12 protein-coding genes are annotated in these 11,837 nt (G+C 37.1%); 4 read left to right on the top strand and 8 right to left on the bottom strand.

Translation table 11 applies throughout. From position 1 onward, the window contains the following. Positions 1–118 precede the first annotated feature (118 nt). Together AHA02nite_RS01805 and AHA02nite_RS01800 are read right to left on the bottom strand one after the other, a co-directional pair. Positions 119–988: an ROK family protein gene (locus AHA02nite_RS01805; RefSeq protein ID WP_146813792.1), complete on the bottom strand. Its 870-nt coding sequence runs from the start codon at positions 986–988 to the stop codon at positions 119–121. 15 nt (positions 989–1,003) lie between these two features. After that, complete coding sequence (locus tag AHA02nite_RS01800; protein WP_146813790.1) at positions 1,004–2,602, bottom strand: glycoside hydrolase family 13 protein; 1,599 nt, start codon at positions 2,600–2,602, stop codon at positions 1,004–1,006. Between the two features lie 217 nt (positions 2,603–2,819). Between AHA02nite_RS01800 and AHA02nite_RS01795 the strand changes: the two genes are divergently transcribed. The 4 genes from AHA02nite_RS01795 (at position 2,820) to AHA02nite_RS01780 (ending at position 7,179) form a co-directional block, all read left to right on the top strand. Continuing rightward, positions 2,820–3,986, top strand: coding sequence for a TraB/GumN family protein (locus AHA02nite_RS01795; protein WP_146813788.1), 1,167 nt, complete (start codon positions 2,820–2,822; stop codon positions 3,984–3,986). A 129-nt stretch (positions 3,987–4,115) separates the two neighbouring features. Continuing rightward, positions 4,116–5,162, top strand: a complete 1,047-nt coding sequence (locus AHA02nite_RS01790; RefSeq protein ID WP_146813786.1) for a hypothetical protein — start codon at positions 4,116–4,118, stop codon at positions 5,160–5,162. 99 nt (positions 5,163–5,261) lie between these two features. Continuing rightward, positions 5,262–6,335, top strand: coding sequence for a 23S rRNA (adenine(2503)-C(2))-methyltransferase RlmN (gene rlmN / locus AHA02nite_RS01785; protein ID WP_146813785.1), 1,074 nt, complete (start codon positions 5,262–5,264; stop codon positions 6,333–6,335). Positions 6,336–6,432: 97 nt separating this feature from the next. Continuing rightward, positions 6,433–7,179: a coiled-coil domain-containing protein gene (locus tag AHA02nite_RS01780; RefSeq protein WP_146813783.1), complete on the top strand. Its 747-nt coding sequence runs from the start codon at positions 6,433–6,435 to the stop codon at positions 7,177–7,179. A 129-nt stretch (positions 7,180–7,308) separates the two neighbouring features. Here the strand turns inward: AHA02nite_RS01780 and AHA02nite_RS01775 are convergent, their stop codons facing one another. The 6 genes from AHA02nite_RS01775 to AHA02nite_RS01750 all read right to left on the bottom strand — a co-directional run bounded on the left by AHA02nite_RS01775 (position 7,309) and on the right by AHA02nite_RS01750 (position 11,699). Then, positions 7,309–7,488, bottom strand: coding sequence for an H-type small acid-soluble spore protein (locus tag AHA02nite_RS01775; RefSeq protein WP_146813781.1), 180 nt, complete (start codon positions 7,486–7,488; stop codon positions 7,309–7,311). A gap of 17 nt (positions 7,489–7,505) precedes the next feature. Continuing rightward, entirely contained in the window at positions 7,506–7,691 is a 186-nt protein-coding gene (locus tag AHA02nite_RS01770; RefSeq protein ID WP_146813779.1) for an H-type small acid-soluble spore protein, read from the bottom strand. Between the two features lie 126 nt (positions 7,692–7,817). Beyond that, positions 7,818–8,378 (bottom strand): choline uptake/conversion transcriptional regulator CudC, encoded by a 561-nt coding sequence (cudC, locus tag AHA02nite_RS01765; protein ID WP_146813777.1) that lies wholly within the window; start codon positions 8,376–8,378, stop codon positions 7,818–7,820. A gap of 146 nt (positions 8,379–8,524) precedes the next feature. Further along, positions 8,525–9,256: a metallophosphoesterase family protein gene (locus tag AHA02nite_RS01760; RefSeq protein ID WP_146813775.1), complete on the bottom strand. Its 732-nt coding sequence runs from the start codon at positions 9,254–9,256 to the stop codon at positions 8,525–8,527. A 16-nt stretch (positions 9,257–9,272) separates the two neighbouring features. Continuing rightward, positions 9,273–10,025: a 3-hydroxybutyrate dehydrogenase gene (locus AHA02nite_RS01755; RefSeq protein ID WP_146813773.1), complete on the bottom strand. Its 753-nt coding sequence runs from the start codon at positions 10,023–10,025 to the stop codon at positions 9,273–9,275. Positions 10,026–10,133: 108 nt separating this feature from the next. Then, on the bottom strand, positions 10,134–11,699 hold the full coding sequence (locus AHA02nite_RS01750; RefSeq protein WP_146813771.1) for a vanadium-dependent haloperoxidase: 1,566 nt from the start codon (positions 11,697–11,699) through the stop codon (positions 10,134–10,136). Positions 11,700–11,837 lie beyond the last annotated feature (138 nt).

The raw sequence follows: 11,837 nt of genomic DNA, 5'->3' as shown, positions 1-11,837 counted from the left end.
CCTAAAGTATAAGTTGTGAAAACGTTTGCACAAAACTGTAAAAAAATTGCGCGTAAACGCTTTCATGTTTGTTAAGTGAAATATTATCACAATGAAAACGTTTGCGCAACAAATTTTTTTAATTATCTAAAACTAATAAACTTGCTCCTAACATGCCAGCCTCATTACCGAATTGTGCAATTTTAACGTCAATTGGATTTAATAGATGATCATTTAATTGTACTATTAAAGTATCAAACCAATACTCAGCTGATTCTGATACACCACCACCAATGACAACGCAATCCATATCGAACGTCGCTTGGAGAGAACTAATAATGACAGCCAAGTCAAAAGTGAACGCATTAATAAGTTCTTTCGCTTTAGCGTCTTGGTCAGCATTTAAAAATAGCTCTCGAGGTGAATATGAAAGGTTAGCTTCTTCAATACGTCGTTTAAGTGCTGTACCTGAAACATATTGTTCATAACAACCTTTATGACCACATGGGCAAGGGTGACCATTCGGATATAAGATCATATGACCAATTTCAGCAGCACCGCCATTTGGACCTCCAGAAACGATATAGTCATCTAAAATAATTCCGCCACCTAGTCCTGTACCTAAAGTCAAACAGACCGTTCGTTCATACTCCTTAGCTGCTCCAACTTTTGCTTCAGCTAGTGCTGCAACGTTTGCATCGTTATCGACACGGACTAGTTTGCCAGTTGCTTGTTCCAATTGCTGTTTTACTTCAGTTCCAGACCAGCCAGGTAACAATTCCGTAGCATAAACAACACGCCCACGTTTTGAATCGACGAAGCCATGAGTTCCAATGCCAATTCGTTCAACGTCAGGGTGTTTCTCTAAAACGTTTTTGACCTCTTTTTCTAGCGAGTCATAAAGAGGAAAAGTTGTCGGAACTTGCTCATCTAAGTGAACATTTAAGTCTTCATCAACAACGCCCATTCTAATTTTTGTCCCGCCTATATCAACACCTAGTACTTTCACTTTTTATACCTCCAATTATTGACCTTTATATACAATCGTTTCATACGGTCGTAACGTTATTTGATGACTATTAGCTTGGACATCATAATTATGGATTAATGTTTCACCTTTAGGTTGTTCATCAACTTCAATTGTTTGGTCACTGAAGTTGCAATATACCGTAATTGTTTCACCTTTACCTTCTCTTTTATAAGCGAATAAGTTAGGGTGTTCACGGTAGATTAACTTGAATTTGCCGGTTGTAATTAAACTGACCTCTTTTCTTAGCTTAATTAAAGCTTTGTAGTAATTATAAATAGACTTACTCTGTTTTAAATCGCTTTCAACATTAATCTCGCTAAAGTTAGGGTTCACTTGGATCCAAGGTGTTCCAGTAGTGAAGCTTGCTTGTTCATTAGCTGTCCATTGCATAGGTGTTCGAGCATTGTCACGACTAACATGGTGAATTTGGTCTAAAATCTTACGTTCTCGTATGCCATTATTCTTTTTATCGTTATACATGTTCAATGTTTCAATGTCTTTATAATCAGCAATTGAAGAGAATGCTACATTCGTCATACCGATCTCTTCTCCTTGATAGATGTAAGGTGTTCCTTGTAGAAAGTGTAGACAAGTTGCTAGCATTGTTGCTGACTCATAGCGATAGTTTGTATCATCACCGAAGCGAGAAACAATTCTCGGCTGATCGTGATTGTTCCAATATAAACTATTCCAACCTTTATCATATAAGGCATTTTGCCATTTTTCTAGGTTTTCTTTTAAATCAATTAAGTTTAACGGTTTATAATCCCATTTCTCATCAGGTCCGTGGTCTAAATCCATATGTTCGAAAGTAAAGATCATATTAACTTCACGGTTGTTAGGATCTGTGTAAACTTGAGCATCTTCTGGTGTTGTCCCTGGCATTTCACCGACTGTTACACAATTATAATGAGATAGTACTTCATCATTCATCTCTTGTAAAAACTCATGAATACGTGGGCCATTCATGAAATAGTCACTTCCGTCACCGTTCGGCCCGTCTGGTAAGTCAGGGTGTTTAGAGATGAAGTTAATCACGTCCATACGAAAACCGTCTACTCCTTTTTGTAACCACCAATGCATCATTTCGTAGATCCGCTTTCTTAGTTCAGGGTTTTCCCAGTTTAAGTCAGGTTGCTTTTTACTAAACAAATGTAAATAATATTTACCTTTTTCTTCGTCATACTCCCAAGCTGAGCCACCAAAAATTGATTGCCAGTTGTTTGGCTTCTCTCGCCAAATATAATAATCTTCATGCTCTTTAAACCATTGGTGCTCATCTGATGTGTGATTAACGACTAGGTCCATCATGAGCTTCATGTCGCGCTTATGCACCTCATCTAGTAGTTGATCAAAGTCTTCCATCGTCCCAAACTCAGGGTTTATACTGTAGTAATCGCGTATATCATATCCATTATCATCATTAGGTGAATCATACACTGGACTTAACCAAATTAAGTCAATGCCTAACTCTTTTAAGTAATCAAGCTTTTCGATCATGCCTTGTAAATCTCCAACCCCATCACCATTTGAATCGTTAAAGCTTCGTGGGTATATTTGATATACAGTTGCCTTTTTCCACCAATCTTGCATATGTTCGCTCCCACCTTTTCAGTTATGTAATTATTAACTAATTTATCATAGAAGCGACTTTTGTAAATAATCAAAATTTGTTTGTTTCGTTACACGGGCTCTATGTATATACATAAGTATATGTTTTCTAAAATTTTAATAAAATAATTTCTTCATGGTGGTAATTTAATGTTAAACTATTGTATATGTAGAAATACGAGGGAAAAGGAAGTCTAATATGGATGAAAATAATATTACTCGACTCGATATAGACGGAAAAGAAGTTATTATAATTGGTACTGCACATGTATCTAAGAAGAGTGCAGAACAAGTAAAAGAAGTGATCGAGACTGAACGACCTGATTCTGTTTGTGTCGAACTAGATGAACAACGTTATCAATCGGTTCGAGAAGGTAACAAGTGGAAAGATATGAACATATTCAAAGTCGTTAAAGAGAAGAAATCAACTTTGTTGTTAATGAATATGATGATCTCATCTTTCCAAAACCGTGTTGCGAAACAGTTTGGTATTAAGCCTGGTCAGGAAATGATTCAAGGGATCGATTCAGCTGAAGAAGTTGAGGCTGATTTAGTATTGGCTGATCGTAATATCCAGACGACTTTTTCAAGAGTTTGGCGAAGTATTGGTGTTTCCGGTCGTGCCAAATTAATGCTATCGATTCTTTATAGTATATTTAACCGTGAGACAATCTCTGAACAAGAACTTGAGAAGATGAAGCAACAAGATATGTTGAACTCTGTTATGCAAGAGTTCACTGAAGCTTTTCCAAGACTAAAAAAGCCATTAATAGATGAACGTGACCAATATTTAGCTCAGAAGATTAAAGATGCACCAGGGGATAAAGTAGTAGCTGTTTTAGGTGCTGCACACGTTCCAGGGGTTAAGAGAGAAATAAATAAGGAGCAAGACTTAGATCAACTAACGACTGTACCGCCTAAGTCAAAAGCGCCGAAAGTAATCGCTTGGATGATTCCGATTTTAATCTTATCGATTATTGCTTACACATTTATGAATAACCCTGATGCGGCATACCAACAAACACTTAGCTGGATTCTTTGGAATGGTTCGATGTCCGCTTTAGGTGCAGCGATTGCCTTTGGACACCCGCTGACGATTATGACCGCCTTTTTAGTAGCACCGTTAAGTTCATTGAACCCGATGCTAGCTGCGGGTTGGTTTGCTGGTATTGTGCAAGCGTCGATCCGTAAACCACACGTTTCAGATTTTGAAAATATAGCTGAAGATGTTACGACAGTTAAAGGTTTTTGGCAAAATAAAGTGACAAGAGTTTTATTAATTGTCGTACTAACGAATATCGGAAGTTCATTAGGTACGTTTATCGGTGGGGCAGACGTTATTCGTGTCTTCTTTGAGAATTTATAAAAGGAAATTGTAAGTTGAGAGCTGGGTTATGCCCAGTTCTTTTTTTGTTATAAAATCATTTAAAAAGAAGGAAGAATTTATCTTGTATAGAAAATTAGTGTAGATAGATGTCGGAAGGGGTCAAACAAGATGAGTCATACAAATAAATTTATTATGCAAATTGGAGTATGTATAGGGGTCATTGCTTTATTGTCTTTCGCTATTGGAATAATGTTAATTAGTTCTCGAATTGAAACGTACCAAGATGAACAGGTCGACTCTGCTACAAGAACGGTTCAATCTGCGATGCAATCAACGCAACATGCGACAGATACAATAGAACATATGGTAGAGATGCGGTTGTACACAGCGTCTAAAGGAATAATGACAGACCTTCGTGGTCGAGACATTAACGATATTAGTCAAAGTGAGCTAAGAGAAGTAGCGGACCAATGGGATGTTCAAGAAATATCACTATGGGAAAGGGAAAGTGATGACATAGTGGTAACACAATCAACGGATGATTCACAAGTTGGCTTACCATCACAAGACTGGGGGTATTGGTATACAGCTTTTGATCAGCTCATGTCACAAGAACCAGTTACTGTTGAGGAAGGATTTGCTTTAGATAACTTTTGGGTAGGGCCGATCTCGCGTGCTGAGTTATTTGATCACATTTACTATAAGTTTGCTTATTATTATGATGGTACAACTGATTACATGGTAAATGCCTACATTGAGGATGAAGAAATTTATAGTGTGAGCTTTGAATCAGGACCTTCTGAAGTCATTTCCCAAATCGAAGTTCATAATGATGTGGTAGAAGAGATCGCCGTATTAAATGCACCCGCGTGGTTAAAACGTGATGAAGAGCATGAAGTGATTGAACCTGAAACAGATCTACCCGTTTTATACGGACATATGACACTAGATATTAGTGAAGATGAAGAAATGGTTGAAGCGGCTTGGCAACAAAACGAGTCCCAAACTGTTGATTTTACAATGGATCAAAATAACTATCGCAAAATTTATAAACCGTTAGACCATGATCGTGTGATGGTTTCTGTCATGAATTTAAATAGTGAAGAGTTACTGAAACAGCAGTTGAGTTGGGTCTTTTTCGGTGCTATGACTTTAGGTGTCGTTTGTATGCTTCTAATCATGAGGGTTGTTGCTAAGAGAGCGAAGAGAGTGTAAGTGGATTTGGAACATGTTGTCTATATAAATTACTTGATACATTGTGTTATATCCATTAGTATTAACAAAGTAACTTAGGTTTTGAAATGAGGGTTTAAAATGAAACCATCTATTTATGGACTAACACAAGAAAAATTACAAAATTGGTTAGTCGAAAATGGTGAAAAGCGCTTTAGAGCTGACCAAGTATGGGATTGGCTATATCAAAAGCGTGTTAAATCGTTTTCTGAGATGAAAAACGTCAATAAAAAAACAATCGAACTATTAGAAGAACATTATCAGATCCAGTCATTAACTGAAACAATAAAGCAAGAGTCACAAGACGGAACGATTAAGTTTTTATTCGAGCTACCTGATGGCAACCATATCGAAACGGTATTAATGCGTTTTGATTACGGACTTTCTGTTTGTGTTACGACACAAGTTGGTTGTAATATTGGTTGTTCATTCTGTGCAAGTGGTATTTTAAGTAAGAATCGTGACCTAACAAGTGGAGAAATTGTTGAGCAAATTATGAACGTTCAACACCATTTAGATGAAAGAGGCGATTCTGAGCGCGTAAGCCACATTGTTGTTATGGGAATCGGTGAGCCATTTGATAACTACGACCATACGATGGACTTTCTACGTGTCGTTAATGATCAAAAAGGGCTTTCGATTGGAGCAAGACACATTACAGTTTCGACGAGTGGTATTGTTCCGAAGATGTATGATTTTGCTGATGAAAATATTCAAATTAACTTAGCACTATCACTACATGCGCCGAATAATAAGCTAAGAACAGACATTATGAAAATTAACCGCGCTTATCCAATTGAGCAATTGATGGACGCTGTTGATTATTATTTAGAGAAGACAAATCGCAGAATTACGTTTGAATATATTTTGCTACATGATGTCAATGATCAAAAGGAACATGCGTTAGAACTAGTGAAGCTACTAAAAGATAAACGTCACCTTTCTTACGTTAACTTAATTCCGTATAACCCGGTAGAAGACCATCCTTATGATCGTAGTAGTAAGCAAAATATCCTAACGTTCTACGAAACATTACTTGAAAATAATATTAACTGCGGTGTTCGTGTTGAACAAGGTAGTGATATTGACGCAGCTTGTGGTCAGTTAAGAAGTAAACAGCTTAGCAAAAAATCTAAGGCTAAATCAAAAGCCTAATATAGTGAAGTGCCTGTTACGAATAAAATCGTGACAGGCACTTTTTATATGGACATTCGCATATGTTATAAGTAAGACATTAAAGGGATGTGGAAACATGACATTATACATTAATGATGGCGAACATCCGACTGTATATCGCTCAAAACGGAAAGTAAGTGCACGTAACCAAGATTATACGAAATTTGACAGGTTATCAGAGTGGATGGAAGAACAGCAGAAAGTGAATCGTTCGTTAAAGCGTTCTAATAGCTTTCTTAATCAGTTGTATGAACGGCAAGATCATATCCAAACACAAATGGATACACAAGTTCAAGAACTTGTAACTAAACAACATAGCCATGATCAGTTTAAACAAGATGTATTGGAGAGATTGCGCATGTTAGACAACAAAAGCAGCCAGTTGGAAGAGTGGCTTAAAACTGAAGAACATGCTCGAGAAGATTTAATTAACCAAGTTAAAAGTATAAATGAATCTAATAAAGAAATTATAAATAAAATTACAGATCAAAAAGTCTCAAACGATGAATTAATAGACCAATTAAATCAAATTGTCAGTGCTCATGAAGAAATGAACGAACAGCTTAAACACTTTGATGAAAACCAAAAGGAAATGTCAGAACAAGTCCAAAGACAAGAAGCATTAATGGAAAAGCTTCATCGACAAATGCTTAATTTTAGATCCATCTTATATGAACGAAGCCATCATTTAGCAGAGAAAATTGAGGATCAGTATGAAATTACCTCTTCTTATGTTCATCAGCTGATGACAGGTAGTGACAAACCGTTAACGATGGTCATGACTAAGAAAGAGCAAGAAACAGACCAGAAGGATAGTATGTGAAGGTTTGAAATCGCCTAATTATTATAAAATTAGGCGACTTTTTAATTAATTAAGCGAAAAACAAAATAATTAAGCGAACGCCCAAATAATTAAGCGAACGCCTAATTATTTGGGCGTTCGCTCGATTAATTAAATCTTCTCTCTTAAATTGGACAACTGAGCATCAAATTCATTTTCAGGTTCGTCTAAAAAATAACAATGAGCTGTGCCGTTATCATTTACATGTTGGATATAAACATTTTGCCCATTGTATTGTACATTTTTCATTTCTGGTGATTCAGCAATTTGTTCTGCACGTAAACGGTCCATTTATATCCCTCCTTCTTCTAAGTTGGGTCGTCTTCGTATAACCCTTTCAAATCAACTTGCTGTTCATGGTGCATTTCATCTAATGGAAAGATTTCCGCAGTTTCACTGTTAATAACTTCTTGAATATAGACGGGAATACCGTGGTATTTAACGTTAATCATAACAAGTGAATCGATAATTTCTTTGGCGCGTTGTTCATCCATAGCTTTCCCCTGCCTTTCTTACACTTATTTTTTTCTGGACAGGTTAAAATATACGATGGAACAATAGGTTAAAAATGCCTCAAATAAAAAATCCCTTACCTCAAACAATAGAGATAAGGGATGATGCTATTTGTTCTTGTTATGTTCAGGTGGTGGGAATGCTTCGAAAATCTTGCCGTTACGAATTCCCTCTACAAGTTGTTCAAGCCAGTAGTAATAGGCCTTTGAGTATTCGACTTGTTCGTAAAGTTCTCGAGCTTCATCTCGCACTTCTTCAGAAACATCTTCAGAGTTCATGATTTCCTCAAAAATCGGCTGAGCTTCTTTAATCGCTTCAAGGTTTAAGTTAACCTCACGTTCCCACTTCTTAGTGAAGAATTTACTAAAGAAGCTAAAAAAGTCTTTTTCAGCAACAAATGTTTGCTTTCTCGAACCACGACGAAATGACTGTTTGACGATATCAAATTCTTGCAGCTTTTTAACCCCAGTACTCATACTAGGTTTACTCATTTTTAGTTTCTCGCGCATTTCATCCAACGTCATGCTTTCTTCAAAATACATTGTACCGTAAAGGTTGCCGACACTTCTCGTAACACCATAAAGGTCCATCGTTTCACCTAAAGATTCGATGACAATGTCTTTTGCTTGGTCGACGGACTCCCTTGCCTGTTCGTCATTTTGACTCATTTAACAACCTCCTCAGTGTTAAGTTTGTTAAATTTTTTATTTATAACTCTAATATTAACGAAAAAATTTATATTGTCAAAAGTAAATTTCACTAAGTAGTTGTTAAAATCTTGTCATAACAGTATTCGAGTTAATTGGTAATTTTTTCACTTATTATGTTGATTACCGAAGAAATTATTCAAAATAAATTCGCGAGCAGGCACTTTAAGTCTTTCATAGTCATTTAAAAAATCGGATGGATCATATGGAACTTCAAAAAAAGAAGTATCAATATTGTGTTTGTCACCAACAGTAATTGTGGCATATTGAGCTGTAGGGTTGTGGCTACATCCTAAAGCACCTGGGTTTAAAAACAGTTGGTGATCGTTTTTAAAATGGTGTACGACGTGATGGTGTCCGAAACAGACGACTTTAGACTGCTCACCATCATAGAGTTTCTCAAGCTCATCAATAGTTGGGTCGTAATTGACTGGCAGGAACTTAGGTTCTTTTTTCATGTGGTAATGCAAAAACAAAAATGGAACACCATTGATTTGACGTCTTAACGTGTAAGGAATGTTTCTTAACTTTGGGATAAAGTTCGGATTTAAATGAGACGCGATCCAATGGTGATGCTCGCGTTCTTCACCTTTACTGTTAGGCTTCTCCCCGTCTATAATGCTTAAAATATCTTGGTCATGATTACCACGTACAAACGAGATCTCGTCTCTTGAAAATAATAAGTCTAACACTTCGTTCGTTTGATGACCAACACCTATTAGATCACCTAAACAATAAACATGTTGGACCTTATCTGATTGATCAATTTGTTTTAATACTTCTTTTAAAGCTGAGGCATTACCATGTATATCAGCTATTACCGCAATTTTATAACTCAAATCTTCACCTTCTTAATTACCATCCACCAGAGACACTGACCGTTTCGCCTGTTATGGCATTTGCTTTGTCAGACGCTAAAAATAAAGCCGTTTCCGCAATTTCATCCGGCTCTAGCAGACGTTTCATCGGTTGTTTTATAAGTAAGTTTTTCTCCAATGCTTCTTGTTCTGTAATTTGGTCTTGATGAGCAAGCTTTGCCAATTGGTTTTCAATTAACTTTGTTCTTGTAGCACCAGGCATAATGGCGTTTACTGTAATGCCATCGTTAGCCGTTTCGATCGCAACGGTTTTAGTTAAGCCAACAACTCCATGTTTTGCCGATATGTATGCTGATTTGTAGGGTGAGGCTGTTTTTCCGTGAACAGAGGATATATTAATAATTCTGCCAAACTGCTGCTTTTTCATAACTGGAACGACAGCCTTTGTAAGTAAAAAAGGACCTGTTAGCATGACGTTAATGAGTAAGTTCCATTTTTCTAGTGGGAAATTTTCGACACGGTCAATATGTTGTAGCCCAGCGTTATTAATTAAAATATCAACTTGTCCACTATGACTCACTACACGTTCAACAAACGCGTTAACTTGTTTTTCATCTGTTACATCGACTTGATGACCGGTTGTATTACCTAAGCTATTCGCTGCATTTTTAACTAATTCAGCGTCTAAGTCACAAATATGAACATAGTCACCTTCGCTACTAAATGCTTTTGCAATAGCATATCCGATTCCTTGTGCCCCACCTGTTACGATAACCGTTCTGTTTGCCATCTATTCTCGCCCCTTAAAGTTATTTAAAACAATTTTACTAAACATTCTAAATAATTTAAACCGAGTTAAAGTGTTACCCAGCCGCTACAATGCTACGGCTGGGCTAAATTATATAGTAACTGTTTTACCATCGTACAAAGTTATTTTGAAATGAGAGAACTGTTCGTTAAATGTCTCTTTATAATCTTTTAAGATGTTGAGAGCGACTTGTTCACCTAATTTTATTCCTTCAATACTGTCAGTTCTCCAATGAACACCTGCAGCGTCACGTCCTAAAGCAATATTACTCGCCAGTTTATTTAACTCTCCACCTATTGTAAGGGGGGATTGTTTATATGAATTAAGTGAAAGGCCATCTTGTGATGGAATAACAGGTTCAGGAATGACAAAACCTTCATTGAAAAAAGCTTTAAGCATAGTAATTCCTGCCCCTGCAATACATGCGTGGCCAGCAGGATAAGCCGGGTGAGTTGGACAACCCTCTGCGTATGAAACGGGTAAAAGGTAAGTTCCGAACGTTTCTTCTGTATATTGAAGCGCTTTTGACTCGAGTAATTCTTTATGAATGGGCACTTCAGTACGGCCCATCAAGTAGTTGTGAACAAGGCCACCATACTCTTCAGGTCGCAACCTTCTGTGCACAAGCCACTTTTGATACCAAGCACTCTCTAGGGCTGAACGTGCTGCTCTTGTGACCATATCTAATATATGCGCAGCACCAAACGTAATAAAACCAACTTGTGTTTTTGAACTTGTATACGGATTATTAGAATCAATTGCTTCATTTCCGTATTTTAACAGGATTAAGCACGCATTTAAGAAGGCTTGAAAGCTAAAGTCTCGATGTACCCATTCGGCTAAATCACGAGCAGATCGAATATATCGGTAGCGACGATCGTATTCATTCCTATTGGTCGGTTTGTGTCCATTTTGAACATTTAACCATTCTTTATAATCGGTTAGATGGTCGTCACCTTTAGTCGTTGTGCGATATCGTTGTTTTAGCGTGTTGTTTCCATACGGGATGTCGGTTAATAAAAGTTGTGATACTAAAGGACCTGTTAAGTCAGACTTCGCATCTCCTCTAAAAATGGTATTAGGTGTCACACCCAAACTCGTTTTAGGGCCTTTAAAGTTCGAAAACTTCGTGAGGTCCGTTGATGCTTCCTTTATTAACTTATTTCGACTGTAATCATTAAAAGGTATGTCACGAGTTAGCGCTCGCCAATATAATTCCGCCATCTCACTGGCATGCCAAGCGGTCTCAACAGATGGGGGAGCGGGAATTGATAATTGATGTGAGTCTGTACCAACAAGATTATATGCGTAAGCTGCTTGTGGGTTTGTTAGCTTTAATTCACTTCCTAAAGGAATACTCTCAAAGTCTCTAGCTAACCCGCTGTTAAGTGCCTTTTTAAGAGCATCGTAAGCAGGAATGTCAACCTCACCATACTTGTTATGGGGTAAGCCTTTAGTATAGTTCCCTATCTTTTTAGCGAATTTCTGCTCATCACGGTTACAAGTTGGCTCAGAACGTGAAGTGTACAAATGATTTTCGGCCACTTGGACCTTGATTTGATAAGCTTTCTCTTGCCTTATACTACCTCGAACAGGGCCTAACTCCTCACAATTTGAATCTATAAACTCGTTAAAGAAATCATCAATGTTTTTCACAGTATCTTCACCTTTATAAAAAGTCTTTTAATATAGATATGATTTTTGTTTTCACTTGACCACAAACAAGCTACAAAATCTCCTTGTCCATTAGCTGTTCACAGTCATAGAGCAATTTTTAGTGTCATAAAATGGAGT

Origin of the sequence: Alkalibacillus haloalkaliphilus, from assembly GCF_007991275.1 — a bacterium.
GTDB lineage: Bacteria > Bacillota > Bacilli > Bacillales > Alkalibacillaceae > Alkalibacillus > Alkalibacillus haloalkaliphilus.
The sequence above is the reverse complement of the archived record's forward strand: the minus strand, read 5'-3'. Positions and strand labels throughout refer to the sequence as shown.